Origin of the sequence: Bacillus amyloliquefaciens DSM 7 = ATCC 23350 (assembly GCF_000196735.1) — a bacterium.
Taxonomy (GTDB): Bacteria; Bacillota; Bacilli; order Bacillales; family Bacillaceae; genus Bacillus; species Bacillus amyloliquefaciens.
This window is the reverse complement of record NC_014551.1, coordinates 3,395,156-3,417,141: the sequence shown is the minus strand read 5'-3', so window position 1 is coordinate 3,417,141 and position 21,986 is coordinate 3,395,156. Positions and strand designations below refer to the sequence as shown.

General features: G+C 48.6%; 19 protein-coding genes. 13 read left to right on the top strand and 6 right to left on the bottom strand.

All coding sequences use genetic code 11. From position 1 onward, the window contains the following. Window positions 1-44: 44 nt before the first annotated feature. On the bottom strand, window positions 45-2,546 hold the full coding sequence (locus tag BAMF_RS37615) for a PEP/pyruvate-binding domain-containing protein (protein WP_013353758.1): 2,502 nt from the start codon (window positions 2,544-2,546) through the stop codon (window positions 45-47). A gap of 298 nt (window positions 2,547-2,844) precedes the next feature. On the opposite strand from BAMF_RS37615, the gene BAMF_RS37610 reads away from it, so the two are divergent. The 3 genes from BAMF_RS37610 to uvrA all read left to right on the top strand — a co-directional run bounded on the left by BAMF_RS37610 (window position 2,845) and on the right by uvrA (window position 8,123). Continuing rightward, window positions 2,845-3,081, top strand: a complete 237-nt coding sequence (locus BAMF_RS37610) for a CsbA family protein (protein ID WP_003151438.1) — start codon at window positions 2,845-2,847, stop codon at window positions 3,079-3,081. Window positions 3,082-3,256: 175 nt separating this feature from the next. Then, window positions 3,257-5,242, top strand: a complete 1,986-nt coding sequence (gene uvrB, locus BAMF_RS37605; protein ID WP_013353757.1) for an excinuclease ABC subunit UvrB — start codon at window positions 3,257-3,259, stop codon at window positions 5,240-5,242. 7 nt (window positions 5,243-5,249) lie between these two features. Then, window positions 5,250-8,123, top strand: a complete 2,874-nt coding sequence (gene uvrA, locus BAMF_RS37600; protein WP_013353756.1) for an excinuclease ABC subunit UvrA — start codon at window positions 5,250-5,252, stop codon at window positions 8,121-8,123. 47 nt (window positions 8,124-8,170) lie between these two features. Here the strand turns inward: uvrA and BAMF_RS37595 are convergent, their stop codons facing one another. Next, a complete protein-coding gene (locus tag BAMF_RS37595) occupies window positions 8,171-8,410 on the bottom strand; it encodes a hypothetical protein (protein ID WP_014471080.1) in 240 nt (79 codons plus the stop codon). A 197-nt stretch (window positions 8,411-8,607) separates the two neighbouring features. Here BAMF_RS37595 and BAMF_RS37590 point away from each other — a divergent pair, with 197 nt between their 5' ends. The 6 genes from BAMF_RS37590 (at window position 8,608) to BAMF_RS37565 (ending at window position 15,322) form a co-directional block, all read left to right on the top strand. Further along, window positions 8,608-8,934 (top strand): hypothetical protein, encoded by a 327-nt coding sequence (locus BAMF_RS37590; protein WP_025649342.1) that lies wholly within the window; start codon window positions 8,608-8,610, stop codon window positions 8,932-8,934. A 24-nt stretch (window positions 8,935-8,958) separates the two neighbouring features. After that, window positions 8,959-10,056, top strand: a complete 1,098-nt coding sequence (locus BAMF_RS37585; RefSeq protein WP_013353753.1) for a DUF4097 family beta strand repeat-containing protein — start codon at window positions 8,959-8,961, stop codon at window positions 10,054-10,056. 5 nt (window positions 10,057-10,061) lie between these two features. Beyond that, complete coding sequence (locus tag BAMF_RS37580) at window positions 10,062-10,256, top strand: PspC domain-containing protein (protein WP_003151448.1); 195 nt, start codon at window positions 10,062-10,064, stop codon at window positions 10,254-10,256. After that, window positions 10,257-10,616 carry a phage holin family protein gene (locus BAMF_RS37575; RefSeq protein WP_013353752.1) on the top strand — a complete coding sequence of 120 codons (360 nt, stop codon included), beginning with the start codon at window positions 10,257-10,259 and terminating at the stop codon, window positions 10,614-10,616. Window positions 10,617-10,710: 94 nt separating this feature from the next. Further along, the gene (locus tag BAMF_RS37570; RefSeq protein WP_013353751.1) at window positions 10,711-14,580 is read left to right on the top strand and encodes a metallophosphoesterase; all 3,870 of its coding nucleotides are present in this window, start codon (window positions 10,711-10,713) and stop codon (window positions 14,578-14,580) included. Between the two features lie 166 nt (window positions 14,581-14,746). Then, the gene (locus BAMF_RS37565) at window positions 14,747-15,322 is read left to right on the top strand and encodes a TetR/AcrR family transcriptional regulator (RefSeq protein WP_013353750.1); all 576 of its coding nucleotides are present in this window, start codon (window positions 14,747-14,749) and stop codon (window positions 15,320-15,322) included. 133 nt (window positions 15,323-15,455) lie between these two features. Here BAMF_RS37565 and BAMF_RS37560 read toward each other — a convergent pair whose 3' ends face one another. Genes BAMF_RS37560 through nagA form a run of 3 tightly spaced genes read right to left on the bottom strand, consistent with a single transcriptional unit; the run spans window position 15,456 to window position 18,113 of the window. Continuing rightward, window positions 15,456-16,187, bottom strand: a complete 732-nt coding sequence (locus BAMF_RS37560) for a GntR family transcriptional regulator (RefSeq protein ID WP_013353749.1) — start codon at window positions 16,185-16,187, stop codon at window positions 15,456-15,458. Between the two features lie 13 nt (window positions 16,188-16,200). Continuing rightward, the gene (gene nagB, locus BAMF_RS37555; RefSeq protein WP_013353748.1) at window positions 16,201-16,926 is read right to left on the bottom strand and encodes a glucosamine-6-phosphate deaminase; all 726 of its coding nucleotides are present in this window, start codon (window positions 16,924-16,926) and stop codon (window positions 16,201-16,203) included. Beyond that, window positions 16,923-18,113, bottom strand: coding sequence for an N-acetylglucosamine-6-phosphate deacetylase (gene nagA, locus BAMF_RS37550; protein WP_013353747.1), 1,191 nt, complete (start codon window positions 18,111-18,113; stop codon window positions 16,923-16,925). The genes nagB and nagA overlap by 4 nt, the downstream gene beginning before the upstream one ends. A 169-nt stretch (window positions 18,114-18,282) precedes the next feature. Here nagA and hprK point away from each other — a divergent pair, with 169 nt between their 5' ends. From hprK to BAMF_RS37530, 4 genes are read left to right on the top strand one after another with little or no spacing between them, the layout of a single operon-like run. Continuing rightward, window positions 18,283-19,215 carry an HPr(Ser) kinase/phosphatase gene (hprK, locus tag BAMF_RS37545; protein ID WP_013353746.1) on the top strand — a complete coding sequence of 311 codons (933 nt, stop codon included), beginning with the start codon at window positions 18,283-18,285 and terminating at the stop codon, window positions 19,213-19,215. A 14-nt stretch (window positions 19,216-19,229) separates the two neighbouring features. Further along, on the top strand, window positions 19,230-20,045 hold the full coding sequence (lgt, locus tag BAMF_RS37540) for a prolipoprotein diacylglyceryl transferase (RefSeq protein WP_013353745.1): 816 nt from the start codon (window positions 19,230-19,232) through the stop codon (window positions 20,043-20,045). 25 nt (window positions 20,046-20,070) lie between these two features. After that, the gene (ppaX, locus tag BAMF_RS37535) at window positions 20,071-20,721 is read left to right on the top strand and encodes a pyrophosphatase PpaX (protein ID WP_013353744.1); all 651 of its coding nucleotides are present in this window, start codon (window positions 20,071-20,073) and stop codon (window positions 20,719-20,721) included. Window positions 20,722-20,724: 3 nt separating this feature from the next. Next, complete coding sequence (locus tag BAMF_RS37530; RefSeq protein WP_013353743.1) at window positions 20,725-21,243, top strand: acyltransferase; 519 nt, start codon at window positions 20,725-20,727, stop codon at window positions 21,241-21,243. Window positions 21,244-21,259: 16 nt separating this feature from the next. Here the strand turns inward: BAMF_RS37530 and BAMF_RS37525 are convergent, their stop codons facing one another. After that, window positions 21,260-21,985 (bottom strand): C39 family peptidase, encoded by a 726-nt coding sequence (locus BAMF_RS37525; protein WP_013353742.1) that lies wholly within the window; start codon window positions 21,983-21,985, stop codon window positions 21,260-21,262. Window position 21,986: the final 1 nt, after the last annotated feature.

Genomic DNA, 21,986 nt, shown 5'->3' with positions numbered 1-21,986 from the left:
AGGACAAGTATACACCCGCCCTGCCCGTCAATAAAGAGGGAAACCTAGCATGAAGCGCGTTTGACAATCGTAATCTTGCCGTTTGTGCCGTCTACCGAGACGATATCTCCGTCGTTGAGCCTGTCAGTCGCGGCGCGAGTGCCGAGAACGGCGGGAAGCCCGTATTCTCTAGCTATGATGGCCGCGTGTGACAGGATGCCGCCCGTGTCCGTAATGACGGCTTTTGCGTCTTGAAACAGACTGGTCCAAAGCGGTGTCGTCATTTTGCAGACAAGCACATCTCCTGATGAAAAAAGGGAAAATTCACTTGCGTCACGAATGACTTTCACAGGGCCGCTTGCGATTCCGCTTGAAGCCGCAAGTCCGTATATATGATGTTCAGTGTTTTTTTCATCTTCTGTGATGGAACCGGTAATCTGCTCAGCCGCTTGCAGCTGTTCTGGAGTCGGAGTGCCGAGATAAGCGGGCGCTTCAAGAAGCTGATATTGCTGGAACAGCTGTTTACGTTCAGCCGCTTTTTCCTGCATCGGAACAGGCGACGCCAGCGCTTTCTCGACTTCATCGCTGTATAAGTACCACATATCCTCCCGGTCATCGATCACGCCTTGTTTTTCAAGCAGCTCGCCGATTTTCAAGAGGCAAAGGCGCGCTTTGGCGTCCAGCATCGCATCAATATAAAAATGGTGATCATCTTTGATGACGGAGGAAGACAGCGTCCACTGATAATAGCGGTCAAACTTCTCCCGGAAGCCGTCATCTTCGATTTTCTCCATGAAGGCGGCGTAAAGCTGTTTTCGTTTTTCTATCGTTTTATGAAACTCACTGTCAAAATCGTAGCCGTTCCGGACATAGTTCTGAATGTTAGCCAAAGCGAAATAAGGATTTTCCGCCCATGTTTCTTCGAGCAGGTCGTGGCTTTTCACGGATCTCCAGCCGTATTCCTGTAAAAATTCACCGACTTGTTCAAGAAAGCGCTTTCCTTCATTTGATTGCAGAAGCGTCTGATGAAGCTCATCGGCAGGAGAAACCGTAAAAACACGCCGCAGCTCAGGACTGTCTTTTACTTGTCCGGAAAGCAGCCAAAGCTGTCTGTCTGTTTCTAATGATTTATTCATGACACCCGCCAGCATTTCGTACAAGAGGGAGGTGTTTTCTTTCTCAATCTGTCCGTACATCGATTCCAGCATCATGTTTAACGCAACCTGCGGAAAGACAATGTTGAAATGTTCTTCGTATCCTTTCAAATAGAAGTCTTGCAGGTTTCGGAACGCATCGAGGGCAGTCTCCCGTGTATGGTTTGTATGCGCCAGTTCGTCCAGCTTTTGATAAAAAGGCAGAAAGGTTTCCTGAATAATATCGTACATGCGGTCAGCCAAGATGGGAAATAGCGCTTCTAACTGTTCTGCGGGCAGCTTGTCGTCCGTCTTATGCTGTCTGGAAAAAACACGGCCTTGATGAAGCTTGACACGCTCGATTTCGATGCCCATTACTGGGAATGTCTTTGTGCTCTCTTTGAGGCCGTATTCTAAAGCCGGCACAATGAGCGAGGCGAATAACGGGCTCACGGGGCCTTCTATATTGGACTCCATATTAAGCCAAAAATCTTTCTGATCCCGGGGCGTCATGATAAATTCCCGTTCTTCGTCCGCCGCTTTCTGATCCTGCACGATCGTTGTAATCGGTCTGGCCTGAAGCAGATACAGCTTATTTTCGGCAAATCCGAATTCAAGATCCACGGGATAACCGTACAGTTCTTCTGTCTTGATCGTCAGCATGGCAAGCTCTTTGATATTCTCATCATCAAGGCAGAAGCGGTTTCTCATGTCAGCGGACGTCTCTTTTTCCGTCACGCCTTCCTCTTGAGAAACGATATATATTTCTTTTAAGCCGATTTCTTTGTCAATCTGAAATGTGCCTTTATTGACGATAAATGTGTCGGGCGTCACGCTGCCGGAAACGATTGCTTCTCCGAGGCCGTAGCTCGCGCTGATCATCAGTTCTCCGTCATCGTGTGTGACCGGGTTGCGGCTGAAAATGACCCCCGAAACCTCAGAATTGATCAGCCCTTGCACGACAACACCCATTAACGGCTCTGCGGTATCGTTGTTCATTTTCTCTTTATAGCCGCTGACCCGCGCCGAGAAGAAGGAAGCCCAGCATTCTTTCACTTTTCCTAGAAACTCTTCTTCTGTTTTGATATTTAAATAGGTTTCGTACTGGCCCGCGAAAGAAGCGCCTTCAAGATCTTCGGACACGGATGAGGAACGTACGGCGACAGAGGCGTATGATTCTCTCAATTCATAAAATGACGCGGCCAGCTCATCTCGGAGCTCTTTTGAAAACGTGCCGTTCATAATGGCGCGCTCCATATGTGCGTCTGCTGCTTGAAGCCGGTTGTCTTCTATAAAACGTGTCAGAGCGTTCGTCTGAATGACAAAACCGTCGGGAACGGGCAGGCCGTTTTTCGTCAGTTTAATCAGGTTCATTCCTTTTGCTCCCGCTGAGCGGCTTGATTCTTCCGCTTTTTGAAATCGTACTGAATACATGAGTGATGCCCCCTTTTTTCTTCATCCAAGAAAATGATAGTGAACACTATCATTACATTGTAAAGAGGGAGGAAGAAACTGTCAAAGACACAAAGACCTAATCGTTCTCCGCCTTTCGGCTGAAGAAAGGCAATTTGATTCATTTTGTTAACGGTTCAATGGATTTACTTTTACATTTTTTCTGACAGATGATTGAAGAATGGTGAAAAAGGGTATTGTGATAGCAGGGGAACGATTGTCCGATTCTTCATTTTTTACTATAATCAGATGAGATGAAGAATTCCCGAGGAGGGTTTTTGTGATTACAAAAGCCGTTTTTGCATTATGTTTCCCTTTTATGCTGGTCGTCCTTTTTACGAGGGTCACTTTTAACCACTATGTGGCGATCGCTCTCACAGCCGCGCTGCTTTTCGCATCCTATTTAAAAGGCTACACCGAAACGTATTTTATCGTTGGATTGGATGTCGTCTCTCTGGTAGCCGGCGGGCTGTACATGGCTAAAAAAGAAGCAGACAAAAAGAAAGACAATGCCTGACATGGTGAATATGAAATAGAATGCCTGCTTTTACGCCATAAAAGCAGGTTTTTTATACAAAAATTTACTTGGTAAAAATAAACCATCGAACTTTAGTTCGTATTTTTAGTGATTTTGCCCGTCATTGTGTTACTATATCAATAGGAAGATTTCGTAAAGAAACGGAGGCTTTTTTGTGAAAGATCGTTTTGAGTTAGTCTCGAAATATCAGCCCCAGGGAGATCAGCCGCAAGCGATTGAGAAGCTTGTCAAAGGCATACAGGAAGGCAGAAAACACCAGACTCTCCTGGGCGCGACAGGGACGGGCAAAACCTTTACCGTGTCCAATTTGATTAAAGAAGTCAACAAGCCGACACTGGTCATTGCCCATAACAAAACCCTTGCCGGACAGCTGTACAGCGAGTTTAAGGAGTTTTTTCCGAACAACGCTGTCGAATACTTTGTCAGCTACTACGATTACTATCAGCCGGAGGCGTATGTGCCTCAGACGGATACATTTATAGAGAAAGACGCAAGCATTAACGATGAAATTGATAAACTGAGACACTCCGCCACATCCTCTCTGTTTGAACGGAGAGATGTCATTATTATCGCGAGTGTATCATGCATATACGGTCTCGGTTCGCCTGAAGAATACCGGGAAATGGTCGTGTCGCTCAGACCGGAAATGGAGATTGAGCGAAATGAGCTGCTGAGAAAGCTTGTGGATATCCAGTATGCCCGCAATGATATCGACTTTCAGCGGGGGACGTTCCGCGTGCGCGGAGACGTTGTGGAAATCTTCCCGGCTTCCCGTGACGAACATTGTATCAGAGTGGAATTTTTCGGTGATGAAATTGAGCGGATCAGAGAGGTTGACGCTTTGACCGGAGAAATTCTCGGCGACCGCGATCATGTCGCGATTTTCCCGGCTTCCCACTTCGTCACACGGGCGGAAAAGATGGAAAAAGCGATTCTGAATATTGAACAGGAGCTTGAGGAGCGCTTAAAAGTCATGCGCGAAAACGGCAAGCTTCTGGAAGCCCAGCGCCTTGAGCAGCGTACGAGATATGATCTTGAAATGATGCGGGAAATGGGTTTCTGCTCGGGGATCGAGAACTATTCAAGACACTTGACGCTCCGTCCTCCGGGCTCCACGCCGTATACGCTGCTTGATTATTTTCCGGATGATTTTATGATTGTCGTTGATGAATCACACGTGACGATTCCGCAGGTGCGCGGCATGTTCAACGGTGACCAGGCAAGAAAACAGGTGCTTGTCGATCACGGGTTCCGCCTGCCGTCAGCGCTTGACAACCGTCCGCTTCGATTCGAGGAATTTGAAAAGCACATGCACAATATCGTGTACGTCTCTGCTACCCCGGGACCGTATGAAATTGAGCATACGCCGGAAATGATCGAGCAGATCATCAGGCCGACGGGACTTCTCGATCCTCTCATTGATGTCCGTCCGATCGAAGGGCAGATTGATGATCTGATCGGTGAGATTCAGGCGAGGATTGAACGTAATGAACGCGTGCTCGTGACGACTTTAACAAAAAAAATGTCAGAGGACCTGACCGATTATCTGAAGGAAATCGGTATCAAGGTCAATTATCTTCATTCAGAGATTAAGACGCTTGAACGGATTGAAATCATCCGTGACCTCCGCCTCGGGAAACATGATGTGTTAATCGGCATCAACCTGCTGAGGGAAGGGCTTGATATTCCGGAAGTGTCACTTGTCGCCATTCTGGATGCGGATAAAGAAGGCTTCCTTCGTTCCGAGCGGTCGCTGATTCAGACGATCGGACGGGCGGCCCGGAACGCAGAGGGACGCGTCATCATGTATGCCGATAAAATCACGCATTCGATGGAAATTGCGATTAATGAAACGAAGCGCCGGCGGGAACAGCAGGAGCGCTTTAACGAAATCCACGGCATTACGCCGCAAACGATCAATAAGGAAATCCGCGATGTGATCCGCGCGACGCAGGCCGCTGAGGATAAAGAAGAATATAAAACAAAAGCCGCTCCTAAGCTGGCGAAGATGACGAAGAAAGAACGCCAGAAAGTCGTTGAGCAAATGGAGCACGAAATGAAAGAAGCGGCCAGAGCGCTTGATTTCGAACGGGCGGCAGAGCTTCGTGATTTACTGTTAGAGCTAAAAGCGGAAGGATGATGAACACATGGCAATTGACCGGATTGAGGTGAAAGGGGCAAGGGCGCATAATTTAAAAAACATTGATGTAACGATTCCGCGGGATCAGCTCGTCGTCGTGACGGGTCTGTCCGGATCGGGGAAATCATCCCTTGCTTTTGACACCATTTACGCGGAAGGACAGAGGCGGTATGTTGAATCGCTTTCCGCCTATGCGCGCCAATTTTTAGGGCAGATGGATAAGCCGGACGTTGATGCGATTGAAGGGCTTTCTCCGGCCATCAGCATTGACCAGAAAACGACAAGCCGCAATCCGCGGTCAACCGTCGGAACGGTAACGGAGATTTATGATTATCTGCGGCTGTTATACGCGAGAGTCGGGAAGCCGCACTGCCCGGAGCACGGGATCGAAATTACGTCTCAAACGATTGAACAGATGGTTGACCGGATTCTTGAATATCCGGAGCGGACGAAGCTTCAAGTGCTTGCGCCGATTATCTCCGGCAGAAAAGGCGCCCATGTCAAAGTGCTTGACCAAATCAGAAAGCAAGGTTACGTAAGAGTCCGGATTGACGGAGAAATGGCCGAGCTTTCCGACGAGATCGAACTTGAAAAAAATAAAAAGCATTCCATTGAAGTAGTCATTGACCGGATTGTCGTCAAGGAAGGTGTTGCCGCCCGGCTTTCCGACTCACTGGAAACCGCGCTCCGCTTAGGAGAAGGCCGAGTCATGATTGATGTCATCGGCCAGGAAGAGCTGATGTTCAGCGAGCATCACGCCTGTCCGATGTGCGGTTTTTCAATCGGTGAGCTTGAGCCCCGGCTGTTTTCGTTTAACAGCCCGTTCGGCGCCTGTCCGACTTGCGACGGTCTTGGCTTGAAGCTGGAAGTGGACCCTGAACTCGTCATTCCAAATCCTGAACTGTCATTAAAGGAACACGCCATCGCGCCGTGGACGCCGATCAGTTCACAATATTATCCGCAGCTGCTTCAGGCGGTCTGCACTCATTACGGCATTGATATGGAGACTCCGGTCAAAGACCTGCCGAATCATCAGCTTGATAAAGTGCTTTATGGCAGCGGCAATGAACGGATCTACTTTAAATACGAGAATGATTTCGGGCAAGTGCGGGAAAATGAAATTGAGTTTGAAGGTGTGCTGCGCAATATTGAGAGACGGTATAAAGAGACAAGCTCCGATTATATCCGTGAACAGATGGAGCAGTACATGTCACAGAAGCCGTGCCCGACGTGCAAAGGCTACCGGCTGAAGAAAGAAGCGCTGGCCGTTTTGGTCAACGGACGCCACATCGGAACCATTACCGAGCTTTCCGTCGGCGATGCGCTGGAATTTTTCAAAAACCTGACGCTGTCTGAGAAAGATATGCAGATTGCCGATTTAATTTTAAGAGAAATTGTGGAGCGGCTCAGTTTCTTAGATAAAGTCGGTCTAGATTATCTGACGCTTAGCCGGGCGGCAGGGACGCTGTCAGGCGGAGAAGCCCAGCGTATCAGGCTTGCGACGCAGATCGGCTCCCGTTTGTCAGGCGTCCTGTACATTTTGGATGAGCCGTCCATCGGCCTTCACCAGCGTGACAATGACCGTCTGATCAGCGCGCTGAAAAACATGAGAGATCTCGGGAATACACTGATCGTCGTTGAGCATGATGAAGATACGATGATGGCTGCCGATTATTTGATAGACATCGGCCCCGGCGCCGGCATTCACGGCGGCCGTGTCATATCCGCGGGCACGCCTGAAGAGGTGATGAATGATGCGGACTCTCTGACCGGACGTTATTTATCAGGGGCTCAATTCATCCCGATGCCTCCGGAGAGAAGAAAGCCTGACGGCCGATTCATTGAAATTAAAGGCGCTTCAGAAAACAACCTGAAAAAAGCGAACGCCAAATTCCCGCTCGGCACTTTTACGGCGGTGACAGGTGTGTCCGGTTCCGGAAAAAGCACGCTTGTGAACGAAATTCTGCATAAGGCGCTTGCGCAAAAACTTCATAAAGCCAAAGCGAAACCGGGAAGCCATAAAGAGATCAAAGGCCTCGATCATCTTGATAAGGTGATCGACATCGATCAGGCGCCGATCGGCCGGACACCGAGATCAAATCCGGCAACTTACACAGGCGTATTTGATGATATCCGCGATGTGTTCGCGCAGACAAATGAAGCGAAGGTGCGCGGCTACAAAAAAGGCCGATTCAGCTTTAATGTAAAAGGCGGGCGCTGTGAAGCCTGCCGCGGCGACGGCATCATCAAAATTGAGATGCACTTTCTTCCCGACGTGTACGTCCCGTGCGAAGTGTGCCACGGCAAACGTTACAACCGGGAGACGCTTGAGGTCACATACAAAGGAAAAAGCATTTCTGACGTTCTGGATATGACGGTGGAAGATGCTCTGTCTTTCTTTGAAAATATCCCGAAAATCAAACGCAAGCTTCAAACGCTTGCCGATGTCGGACTCGGGTATGTGACGCTCGGCCAGCCGGCGACGACGCTGTCAGGCGGAGAAGCGCAGCGCGTGAAGCTTGCTTCCGAACTGCATAAGCGCTCCACCGGACGGACGCTGTATATTTTGGACGAACCGACGACAGGCCTCCACGTCGATGATATCGCACGGCTTTTGGTCGTGCTTCAAAGACTCGTTGATAACGGGGATACCGTTTTGGTCATTGAACACAATCTCGATATCATAAAAACGGCGGACTACATCGTAGATCTGGGACCTGAAGGCGGCGCGGGCGGCGGCACGATCGTAGCCTCCGGGACACCTGAAGAAGTTGTTGAAGTGAAGGAATCATATACGGGCCGCTATCTGAAACCGGTAATGGAACGTGATAAAAAACGGATGAAAACATTGCTGGCCGAAAAAGAAACGGCAGCCACGTAATAGATCAATAAAAACAGCCCAAAACGTATCGGTTTTGGGCTGTTTTGTTACAGGCTTTTTTTCTGTCGGGGAAGCTGTTTGCTTAAATGCATCAAGTCCTGCAGAATATGGGTGCTGCTGCTGTCCAGCAGCACTTTTATATATTGAATATCATGGGAAATGGGAAGTGGGGCTGCCTTGATCTGTTCCAATTCAGCCAGCATTTCACTGTTCATTCTTTTCTGTTCGCGAATTAATTTTCGCAGACTTTCTTCCGTCACTTGGTCGTTTCCGGGATCTTTCTCCATTGTATGTCCTCCTTGCATACGGTCAGGCTTTGTTACATATTGTAATGGGTTCGGGGAAAAGATTCTATAGTGAGATCCCGGAAATCCAAAATTATGTATAACGAAGCATGTCCTTAGCATGAAAATGAAACCCGCCCATTCGTCATACGTATGTATAAGGAATGGTTTTTTACATGACAGCACAGGGAGTGTTTTTATTGAATCGAAACCAAGCGATTATCGCATCAATCTGTTATTTCAGCGTGTTTCTCGCGCCGCTCATTCTTCCGATTGTGGCTTACTTTGTCGTTGATGAAAAAGAGACGAAGCGGCATGCCATGCGCGCCCTGATTTCTCACATCATTCCGTTTGCGGGATTGTTGATTGTGATCGCCGGCGTTGTCGGCGGAGTGATTACGGCTCAGGGGGAGAGTATGGTTCCGTTTTTTGTTATGATAACAGGAGCTGCTGTTTATTTTCTGATCCTCATCGCAATGGTCATTTGGAATATCGTGCAGGGAATTAAGGTATTACGCCAGGTGTAAGAAAAGTCGGGGGAGGAGTTTTGTATGAAGCAGGAAAAAGAACGGATTTTAAAGCTTGTGGAAGAAGGCAGGCTGACGGCGCAGGAAGCTCTGACGCTCATTGAAAAACTTGATCACGAATATAAAGAAAAAGAAGAACAGATCACCGCATTATCAACAGAGGTCCAGGAACCCGCGGAAGATTTCGAAAGCGGGACAAAAGGAAGCCAAAAACCCTCGATCGGGGCTAAGCTGTTCGATTGGATTGATTCGGCCGTCAAAAAAGTGAAGGAAGCGGATCTCGATCTGAATTTCGGCCATGCACACGAAGTCCAGCATATTTTTCAATTTAAAGACAGTGAGTTCTCGGCCATTGATATGCAGATCGCAAACGGCAGCGTCAATATCGTGCCTTGGGCGGATGAAGATATCAGAGCCGAATGCCAGGCGAAAGTGTACCGGGCGGACAGTCAGGAGGCGGCACGCACCGCATTTCTTCAGCACATTGAATGTGAAGTGAAGGGCAATAAGTTTTTTGTCCGCACAGAAAAGAAAACGATGAAAACCAATGTGACGCTTTATGTTCCTCAGAAAGAGTACGATAAGATAAGAGTGAAGCTGTTTAACGGACCGATCAGAGGGGAACATTTACATGTAAAAGAATTCTCAGCGAAAACGACAAACGGCGTTCTGTCATTCTCTCATTTGACGGCTGAGAAAGCGTCGGCGGAAACGGCTAACGGACAAATCAAGCTGGCCGGACACCAATGCGGCACGATTGAAGCGGAAACGATTAACGGCTTGATTGATTTGCGCGGATCGAGTGAATCCATTGACGTCCAAAGTTTTAACGGCAATATCATGCTTACCGTGACTGCGCCGCATTGCCGCTCCATCTACACGAAAACGACTACCGGAAACGTGGAAATCGCCCTGCCTGATGACGCGGCGGTGAAAGCGGAGCTGAAAAGCAATCTCGGCTCTCTCAGCCATGAGCTGATTGATGCGGAGATTTTAAAGGAAAAGAATGATACCATTCAAAAAGAACTGATGCTGGCATCAAATCAAGGCCATGATCAGCATCTCTCGATTTTCTCAGAATCGTTAACAGGGGCCATTAAGCTCAAGCATACTCAGAGGTGATTTGGATGAAAAGACTTTACCGTTCAGAAAAAAACCGTAAAATCGCCGGTGTCGTCGGCGGGTTGGCGGAGTACATCAATATGGATGCATCGCTTTTGCGCATCATAACCGTTGTATTAGCGCTTGTCACGAGCGGAATCGTGCCGATTGTATATATTATCTGGTGTTTTGTTGTACCTTTAGAAGGAGATTTGAAATAAATGATCAAATGGGCAGTCAGCATTTTAGTAAATGCTTTATTATTAATCGTTATTGCGGGATATTTTGATTCCGTTCATATCAGCAGTATCGGCGCGGCTGTCATCGCAAGTGTGATTCTTTCTGTGTTAAATGTGCTGATCAAGCCGATCATCATTATATTGACATTGCCCGTCACGGTTGTAACCCTCGGCCTCTTTCTGTTTGTCATCAACGCCATCACGCTGATGATGACCGCTGCCTTGATGGGAGACAGCTTTCAGATTGACGGGTTCGGCACCGCCATTTGGGCATCCGTCGTGCTGTCCGTTTTCCACTTGCTGATTCAAAAAGGCATATTGGAGCCGCTTAGAAAAAGATAAAAAAAGAAGCTGTCCCCAAGGGGGGCAGCTTTTTTATGTGCGGTACATAAGCGGCCGCCTCCTGACGCAACATAATGCATAGGGAGGTAATGAGATGAAACTTGTGATGACGCTCTTTTTTCTGATTGGTTTGCTTTGTGTGAGTCCTTCTGCGGATGCGGCGCGCAAAGAATCGGCAATCCCCGTGAATCAGCAGGAATTCGGACAGCCGCCTCATTACATACCGCTTCTGGAGAATCCTCCCCAAATAGAAGTAAAGGCGGAAATGAAAAGAAACCTGTTCATACAGGCTCATGTAAAGAATGCCGACTATCAAGCATTTTCGGCGTTTCTTTTTTATAAACAAAGTAATGAGCTGGGATTTAAGATGGTGCCGATGGAGCCCGCTCCAGGTTCAATCCAGCTGTTTACGGCACAGGTTTCAAAACGGGATATCTGGAATGGAGAATTGGAATATTACCTCGTTTTCACCAATGGCAGACAGAGGGCGGAATCGGAGAAAAAGCGGCTGAAGCTTGACGGCTATCAAGCCGATTTGAATCATATTCCCGAGCTGATGATTACGGAACTTGCCGTTGATACGAAAAATGAAGACGGCGCGGATGCCTATGAATTTATCGAGGTGTATAACACGACGGACAGACCCATCCATTTTAAGGATTATCACATCCGCTACCGCTATCCGAAGGAAGGGCCGGAGTCAGATATGATATGGAGGCCGAAAGAAGATACGGTCATTCCGTCAGGCGGCGCTTATGTGTTTTGGCTGAGACGCGCCGCATCAGAACTGACGATAGATGATTTCAACCGCTACTACGGAACACAGCTGAAGGAGGGAAAACATCTCGCCGTCATCGAGGGGACGGACGGAATGTCCAACGACCGGCCGAGGACGGTGGTGCTGTCGGCAAATACCGGAAAAACCATCGCCTCAGCGCACTATCGAAAACACGCGTTCCGCCGGCTGACTTCTTTGCTTTATAAATATCCGCTGAACGGAACGGGAGAATTGCTGAAGATTTCCACGAGCGAACATAAGCCGTCACCGGGATTCGTTTTTCAGGCGCAGATTCCGCAGCAGAAAAGGGTGATCAAACCGGACAAGGAAAAACCGGTCATTGAAGACCTTACAGACAGAAAGCCGGTCCGGCCCGCTGAAAGCATCGAATTAAAGGCTGACATACGGGACAAAAACCTTGTCAAAACAGCCGCGTTTTATTACAGAACCAATGAGAAAAAACCATTTAAACGAATTCTGGCTGAAAAAGACCGCAACGACAGGTTATATCGTCACATTCTTTATTCCCCGGAACTGCTCGGCCAGGATCAGCTTGAGTATTACATCGCAGCCGGTGACGGAGAAAATGAAGCAAAAACGCCCGTCAAGATGATTGACATTAAACAGACGAGCAAATCACACGGACTCAGGATGAACATTGAACCCGAAGATACGATATCCGGCACCTATCTCCTCAAAGCGACATCCGACGTCAGCGCTGATAAGATCAAGCTGTGGATTGACGGCAAGCTGCAGGAGACCCGGCCTGCGCTGGAAAAAGAAGTTTACTTCGCTTTCGATGCCCGGAAAACGAATCTTTATTTCCAAAACACCGTCATGATGGAAAACGAGGTGCTGCACATTTTTGACGATCCGGCACACCGCTACAGAACGTACTCGGTGCTGCTGCCGGAACGTCTGCTGCAAAAAGGGGGCAAAACACAGAAAGTCTCCATCCGTTCGGGCTCCAAGGTTTCTCCGTATGACACAGGGGAGAATCGGGATGATTTTATCGTGAAAAATGCCCGCCTGGTGCTTTCAGACGGAACGGTGATCAAAAACGGGGAGCGGGATCCGGCTGAGCAGCTGTTTATCGGTGACGGCAAGCGGGCGAATCAGCGCATGACCTTCTCATTCAGCCTGCCGGATCATTTGTTTACGTCGCGGCTTCTGCCATGGAATACGGTGAAGCTTTCTGAAGGGCATCACCACATTTTTGTGAGCGACGGTGAAGAGCAGCTCAGTCAGTCTGTGCTGGTGGACAATACGGGGCCGAAGATTGTTCCGGGAATCAAAGAAGGCGCGACACTGAAAGGTAACTTTGAGCTGAAAGCGGACATCCGTGATAAATGGAGCAAAGTAGAAGAAGTGAAAGCGTTTTTGGACGGAGAAAGCATCACGCTCCCGCATCATACGTCATCAGCCGATCTTAAGCCCGGAAAGCACACCCTTACCATCACTGCGGCAGACCTTGCGGGAAATGAAACAACATCCGTCCGCACCTTCCACATCAAACGGGAGGAGCCGAATCAGCCGGAGTTTACCGGCCAAAAAACCGGCGCCCATAAAGCGAAGCTGTCCGTCCGGGTAAAAGATCCGACGAAGGATGAAATGAATTTATCATTTTACCGGGGCTTCCGTTATACCGCGCGGAATCCGGGCAGCGTGAAAGTGTATCAGCACGCCTCATTGACAGAACCGCCGAGAGGCATGAAAGAAAATGAAATGCCGTTTACACTGCCGGAAATGAACCGCATCTCGGCAAATGACGGAAAAACCGTCTCGACGGAAAACATGGAGCGTTTCCCTTATCACCGGTTTGAAGTGTCCGTTGACCCGTCTATTGACGAAACGGATCTGGCCGAGGCGGTCTGGAAAGGAAGCTCTCTGCCCGGCCGGAAGGTAACCATGTATATTTGGAATTACCGGACAAGCCGCTGGCAGGAGGCGGACAGCGTCCTTGCCAAAAATAAAAAGCCGTTTACGTTAAAAGCCGCCGTGTCCGCAGCCGATGCGGTGAAGAACTCAAAAATGAATGTCATCGTGCAGGATCAAATACCGGCGAAAGGCAATTACTCATTTGTCTGGATGTCGGATACACAGTATTACGCACAAGGTCACCCGAACATTTTTGACAAAATGACGGAGTGGATCAAAGAAAATAAGGAAAAGCACAATATTAAATATGTCTTTCATACCGGTGATATTGTCGATGATTCGATGGTTATGAAACAGTGGAAAAACGCCGATCACTCCATGCGGACACTCGACAAGGCGGGGATTCCGTACGGAGTGCTTGCCGGAAATCATGACGTCGGCCATAAAGACGGCACATACCGAACCTTCGGGGATTTCTTCGGGAGCCGCCGTTTTGAAAAGAAAATGCATTATGGCGGGTCATACAAAAATAACCGCGGGCATTATGATCTGCTGTCGGCAAGCGGGAACGATTTTATTATGATTTATATGGGCTGGGGCATTACGGATCAAGAGATTGACTGGATCAATCAAGTGCTAAAGCGGTATCCGGACCGAACCGCCATATTATGCTTTCATGAGTATTTGCTTGTAAGCGGAAACCGAAGCCCGATCGGGGAGACGATCTATCAAAAAGTCGTCAAGCCGAATCGCAATGTGGCGATGGTATTAAGCGGCCATTACCATAATGCCATGAAAAAAACCGATGCCCTTGACGATGACGGAGACGGAAAACCGGACCGCCTCGTTCATCAAATTCTGACCGATTATCAGGACGGCCCTGAAGGGGGGCAAGGCTATATGCGCATTATGCAATTCGATCAGGCCGCCAATCAGGTTCACATGTTCTCCTACTCGCCGTATACGGATGACATCAATTACTATGACACCGATCTGTTCGCGGATAAAGATGAATTCTCGGCTGAAATGGATTTACAGCCGAAAATGAAAAAGGTAGCGACCGATTATTTTGAATGCAACGTCTATACGAATGAACTGCTCGGTCATAAAAAACACGTGAAAAGCGGAAAAACCGCGCATTGGGTCTGGGACGGCCTGCAGCCAGATTCCGTTTATTACTGGTACACCGTCGTCAAGGATCCGTACAACGGAAAAACAATATCGCCGATCTGGATGTTCAAAACGGGAAAAACGCCGTATCACCCGGCTCCGGATCAATTTGATTTTAAGCATGCTTCCAGCCCATAATGCGAATACCGCCTGCTGATTGCTCAGAACAAAATCTGACGGTCAGCAGGATTTTTTCTGTAACGCGAATGGCGGCGCACAACGGTGATAAGTGTTTTTGACTTTTTTATGTCCCTTTTCTATACTTAAAACCGATTGGTTTTCTTAATATGCAGGAGGAAACATAATGAACAGCAAAACCGGGACAAAAGAAAGAATTATTCAAGCCTCTGCATACCTTTTTCAAATTCAGGGATACCATGCGACAGGTTTGAATCAAATCATAAAAGAGAGCGGAGCGCCCAGAGGGTCTGTATATCATCACTTTCCGAACGGAAAAGAAGAACTCGCCATTGCAGCGATCAAACATACGGGAAGGTGCGTTGAAAAGCAAATACAGAATAGTATGACTCAATTCGCGGATCCTGTCGAAGCCATTCAGCACTTTATTCATGTAACGGCTGAACAGTTTAATGATCCGCAGAATATTGAGGGAGTGCCGGTTGGTTTGTTAGCGGGTGAGACAGCTCTGATAAATGAAACGTTAAGATGCACATGTGTTGAGGTGTTTAAACAGTGGACGGATGTGTTCGCGGAAAAATTTCTTCAGCACGGATTTGAGCAAGAGGAAGCGGAGAAGCTTGGAATGACAATCAACTCGATGATTGAAGGCGGGATTATGTTTTCACTGGCTCACAAAAACAAAGAACCGCTGCTGCTGATTTCAAAGCAGGTTCCATATCTTGTCCGAAACAGAGGGTAGCATTTTGTTACCCTTTTCTTTATAAAAATAGATACCAGAACCCCAGCCTCTCCGTTTTGACAGAGTCATAGAGAATTGATTTGAAAATGGCAGATCAAAAAAACATCTCCAACCCGAAACGGTTGGAGATGTTTCATTTCACCCTGTCCATATAATGCACGAATGTGTAGCGGTCGCCTCTGTATGCGGATTTGACGTGCTCAAAGGCAGTGCCGTCCTGCAGATAAGTGGTCCGCTTTATATAGAGGACGGGCGCGCCGGGCTGGATGCCGAGCAGTTCCGCTTCTTCTTCGGAAGCGGCACCCGGTTCAAGCTCTTGTTTGGCGCGTGAGATCGGCATCTGATTGTACGCTTCGATATGCTCATACATGGATGACTGAAAATGGGAGGCGTCCAGTTTTCCTGCCTTGTCAAACGGGATGTACGAGGCTTCAATCGCCATCGGGATATCATTCGCCAGCCGGACGCGGATGATTTTATGAAGCGTTGCCTGATGGCCGCATCCTAAAATAGAAGACAATTCTTCAGTCGCCTGAATCAGCTGGTATTCGGCAAGTCTGCTCCCCGGCTTCATGCCTCGGCTCCTCATATCTTCCGTAAAGCTTGTCAGCCCTTGGAGCGGCTGTTCCATCTTCAGTTTGCTGACGAACGTTCCCCGGCCTTTCTGCCTGTATAAAAATCCTTCATTCACCAAATTGGAAAGCGCCTGGCGCACCGTCATTCGGCTGATGCCGAATTGTTCAGCGTATTCCCGCTCCGACGGAAGCAGCGCATCCGCTTTCAGCTCGCCGTTTTTGATTTGTGTTTTCAACTGTTCCATAATCTGAAAATAAATCGGAACCGGAGATTGTTTATCAATCTGCATAGGTCAAATCCTTTCAATCGCCGCCCGCAGCCTCTTCATCAATCAAGACCGTCACATCCGGGTGTGCGTGCAGGGCAGAGGCGGGGAATGCTTCACTGACGCGTCCGTCCAGAAGCTGTTTCACCGCTTGGGCCTTGCTTTTTCCGGATGCCATGATCAAAATGCGTTTGCCGGACAAGATAGTCCCGATCCCCATTGTCACAGCTTTTTCAGGGACTTGATCGATTGACGGAAAGTACCGCGCATTCGCCTGTCTTGTCTCTTCATTCAGCTCAACGACATGGGTTCTGGATTCAAATGGCGTCCCGGGCTCATTAAAGCCGATATGGCCGTTGTGTCCGATGCCTAAAAGCTGAATATCCGCTCCGCCGAGTGTTTGAATTAATCGGTCATAGCGTTCGCATTCAGCATCAAGATCGTCTGCCCGTCCGTCAGGGAGAAAGTGGCGGTCCTTTCGGCTGTCGATATGTGCAAAAAAATGTGTATTCATATAATAATGATAGCTGTTTTTGTCCTCGGGAGAAAGTCCGGCGTATTCATCAAGATTGATCGTCGTGATATCCCGGAATGACAAACCTTCGGAGCGGTGCCTCCGCACAAGTTCTTTGTATACGCCTTCGGGGGTGCCTCCCGTCGCAAGGCCCAGGACGGCATCCGGCTTTTGTTTGACTGTTTCAGCGATAATCGCTGCGGCTTTTTCACTTAATTCTTCATAATGTCTGCATGTGATGATGTTCATGACCAATCAGCCTCCTTTGAAATATATGCGGTGTTTCCGCGGCAAATGGATGCCAGCACGCCGCACTGTCCGTCCGTCAGTATAACGTCGGCGTCTTTTCCTTCCGCAATGCTTCCTTTGCGGTCAAATATGCCGAGGCGGCGGGCTGCATTTGCCGACGTCATATTTGCTATATCCAGCCATGAACAGTTTGTAAACCTGCGCATGAGCGCTGCGCCTTCATTCATTTTTAAAATGGAACCGGCCAGCGTCCCGTCAGGAAGAAGCGCCGTGTTCCCGCGAACGGTGACTTTTTGTCCGCCGAATTCGTATTCTCCGTCCTTCAGCCCTTTTGCCCGCATGGAGTCTGTAATCATCACCAGGTTTTGGCTTCCTTTCGCCAAAAAGGCAAGCTTTACGGCTAAAGGATGGGAATGAATACCGTCAGTGATCAGCTCCGCCGTGATGCGGCCGCAGGCGAGAGCCGTACCGATGCCCCCCGGCTCACGGTGATGAAAGCAGCTCATGGCGTTGAAGAGATGCGTCATATGCAGCGCTCCGGCATCCGCCGCTTTTTCTAAAAGATCGGCTCCCGCGTTTGTATGTCCCATTGAGGGGATGATGTTCCGGTCTTTTAAATAACGGATCAGGCTGAAATCAGGATCTTCTTCCGGCGCAAGCGTCACAATTTTGATCAGCCCTCCAGAAAGATGTTCCCATTTCTGAAAGAGCCCGGTATCGGCCGGGGTAATCCATTGTTTCGGCTGTGCTCCCGCCTTTTCCGGAGAGACGAAAGGCCCTTCTAAATGAATCCCGATCAACTCAGCGCCTTTATGCGCCTGAGGTGAAGATGCCGTCCATTCTTTGGCGTTTTCGAGCGCTTTTTCAATATTTTCGTGCTGCTGTGTAATTGTTGTCGCTAAAAAAGAGGTTGTTCCTTCTTCGGGCAGCCGGGCGGCCATTGTATCAAGCGCCGCGAAATCGGCATCCATCGTATCCGCGCCGTATCCGCCGTGAATATGGATATCAATCATTCCGGGAAGCGCATACGTGCCCTCGGGCGCCTTCCATTCCTTCTCATACGTTTCTTGCGGTCTTGTTTTACCCGCGTAAGAAATGATGCCGTCTTTTATGCCGAGAAATCCGTTTTGGATGATTTCATCTTCTGTTACGATGTCCGCACCGCTGATTAACAAGCTTTCAGCCACTTTAAAACACGCCTTTCTGGTTAGTTGTTAGTTTTATTTTACTCCTTTTCAGACTAGTTATCTAGACCAGTTATCCCGGAATTGTATAAATCTGTTTTGGTTCAGACGGTAAAGTGATAAAATATAACTGTTCAAAGCTCGGAACATCCCAGAACAGGAGGAACATATCTTGGCAAAGGTTCGGACCAAAGACGTAATGGAGCAGTTCCATTTAGAATTGATCAGCGGAGAAGAAGGAATTAACCGCCCGATTACGATGAGTGATTTATCACGGCCCGGTATTGAAATCGCCGGTTATTTTACATATTACCCGAGAGAACGGGTGCAGCTTTTAGGAAAAACGGAGCTGTCATTTTTCGATCAGCTTCCTGAGGAAGATAAAAAACAGCGGATGGAATCGCTGTGCACCGATGTGACGCCGGCTATCATACTTTCCAGAGATATGCCGATTCCGCCGGAGCTTGTAGAAGCGTCCGAGAAAAACGGTGTGCCGGTGCTCAGATCGCCTCTGAAAACAACCAGACTGTCAAGCCGGCTGACGAATTTTCTTGAGAGCCGTCTCGCGCCGACAACCGCCATTCACGGCGTGCTCGTGGATATTTACGGCGTCGGTGTGCTCATTACGGGAAAAAGCGGCGTCGGTAAAAGTGAAACGGCGCTGGAGCTCGTCAAACGCGGCCATCGCCTCGTCGCGGATGACTGCGTCGAAATCCGGCAGGAGGATCAGGACACGCTCGTCGGGAATGCGCCTGATCTGATTGAGCATCTGCTCGAAATCAGGGGGCTCGGCATTATAAATGTCATGACGCTGTTCGGAGCGGGCGCCGTCAGAAGCAACAAAAGAATCACAATCGTCATGGACCTTGAGCTTTGGGAGCAAGGGAAACAATACGACCGTCTCGGGCTGGAAGAAGAAAAAATGAAAATCATTGATACGGAAATTACAAAACTGACCATTCCCGTCCGCCCGGGGCGAAATCTCGCCGTTATTATCGAAGTTGCCGCGATGAACTTCAGATTGAAGCGGATGGGCTTAAATGCCGCCGAGCAATTTACGAATAAGCTGGCGGATGTCATTGAGGACGGCGAACAAGACGAATAGGAGTTGGCAATGATATGAACGAAGCAGGTACACCAATCAATCCGATTGCCTTGCAGCTCGGGCCTTTATCCGTGCACTGGTACGGAATCATTATCGGTGCGGGTGCGTTATTAGGGCTTTGGATGGCCATGAGGGAGAGTGAAAAGCGGGGGCTGAAAAAGGACATTTTTATTGATCTTGTTCTTTTCGCCATTCCGATCGCAATCATTTGCGCGCGGGCATACTATGTGCTTTTCGAGTGGAGTTATTACTCGGAACACCCCGGGGAAATCATTAAAATTTGGAAAGGCGGCATCGCCATTCACGGCGGATTAATCGGCGCGATCGCAACAGGCATCGTCTTTTCAAAAGTAAGAGGCATTTCATTCTGGAAGCTCGCGGATATTGCCGCACCGAGTATTTTGCTCGGCCAAGCCATCGGACGCTGGGGGAACTTTATCAACCAGGAGGCTCACGGCGAAGCGGTCAGCCGTTCATTTTTGGAAAGTCTGCACCTCCCGGATTTCATCATTAATCAGATGTACATAGACGGACAATATTATCACCCGACTTTTCTGTATGAATCGCTGTGGAGCTTTGCGGGAGTCGTGATTCTGCTTCTGCTCCGCCGCGTGAACCTGCGCAGGGGCGATCTGTTTTTGACGTATATTATCTGGTATTCGATCGGCAGATACTTTATTGAGGGAATGCGGACGGACAGCCTGATGCTCACGAGCCAGCTTCGGATCGCGCAGGTTATTTCCATTGTGCTGATTGTTCTTGCGATTATTTTAATGATTTTCAGACGTGTGAAAGGGTATGCCGAAAAGCGGTATGCGGATACAGACTGACGTCTGAAATCGGAAAGGACATAAGATGACTGATAAACGTTTAACCGCCATTTTATTCGATCTCGACGGCACGCTGGTTGACACGAATGAACTGATTATCGCTTCTTATCTTCATACGCTTGATCATTATTGCCCGGGGCAGTATAAACGGGAAGATGTGCTTCCGTTTATCGGCCCGCCTCTGTACGAAACGTTTTCAGGCATTAATGCCGAAAAGTGCGATGACATGATCAGCATGTACAGAGCATTCAACCATGAAAAGCACGATGAGCTCGTCACGGAGTACGAAACGGTTTATGAAACGCTTGATGAATTGAAAAAAGCGGGCTATCAGCTCGGTATTGTCACCACAAAGCTGAGGGATACAGTCAATATGGGATTGAAGCTGACAGGCATCGGGGCGTTTTTCGATACTGTCGTCACGCTTGATGATGTAAAGCACCCGAAGCCTGACCCCGAGCCTGTGAGGCTTGCGCTCAGCCGGCTGGGGTGCGATCCGTCGGAAGCCATGATGGTCGGTGACAATTATCACGATGTCATGGCGGGGAAAAACGCCGGCACGAAAACAGCCGGCGTCGCGTGGACGATTAAGGGCGCACAGGCGCTTTCCGCTTATGAACCCGATTATATGCTTGAGAAAATGAGTGATTTATTGCACATCACCGGAGTGAAGTAATCAGTGAGAAAAACAGACCGCCATCCGGTTTCAGGTGCAAATTCATTGTGGCATGTTTATCAGACGGTTCCCTTTCTGAAGGTGATGAAAAATTTCATCATCATTCAGATCGCAAGGTATACGCCGTTTCTAAGCGTGAAGAACTGGCTGTACCGCACCTTTTTGAAAATGAAGGTCGGAAAACAGACGTCATTCGCGCTGATGGTAATGCCGGATATCATGTTTCCCGAAAAAATCACTGTCGGAAAAAACAGCATCATTGGCTACAATACGACGATTTTGGCTCATGAATATTTAATACATGAGTACCGGACCGGTTTTGTCACAATCGGTGACGAGGTGATGATCGGGGCAAACACAACGATTCTGCCCGGCGTTACCATCGGGAACGGAGCCGTCGTATCGGCCGGCACGCTTGTACACAAAGATGTCCCGGCCGGGGCGTTTGTCGGAGGAAACCCGATGAAGCTGATTTATACGGACGAAGAAATGAAAAAACGAATGGGAAACCCCGCTGATTAACGTCAGCGGGGTTTTTTTAGGACTTGATCACAATGGCCTGGCTGCCCATCTGCTTCCAGGCTTTTTCGAATTCAGTCCGGTCAGTTTTTCTGTTTTTATAGCCATAAGGGTCATTGACGTATACATAATCGTGATCATAACCGGTGACGGCTACGCTGTGCATGCTGTACGTAATGTCGACTTTTCCGTTCGGCGTATTCCAAGTCTGCATATTATCAACCGGTTTGAAGGAAGTGGTGATAATCACCCAGACCGGCCGTCCTTTTTCAAGCTGCCGGTACACTGAAGAAATGTCTTTTCCCGTAAGGTCATATACTTTGTTTCCCGCGTACTTTTTGGCAAGTTTATCAATCGGCTCATGATAAACGCCTAAACCCGGGCCGTTCTCCATGTCTCCGGCGAATCCTTCGTTCGGATCTCCTTTCAGCCCGCTGCTGTATGTGAGCGGAACCGTATTGATTTGATCCGCCAATGTATTTTTTGATACATGATATCCGGCATTATTCAAAATCATAGCAAGGCTTGTTACCTCACAGCCATTGTACAGTCTGGGTGAATCCATCTGTCTGTACAGAACGACATTCAGTGGTGATGCGCTCCCTTTTAATGGTGTTTTCTCATCAGGCTCGTCAGACTGCTGATTGAAAAAATTCAAATGGATATCGTTTGTATAGATGTTGTACCCCAGATAGACAAGGACGGCTGTCAGAATCAGCACACATAATGTTCCAAGCGTCTTCATG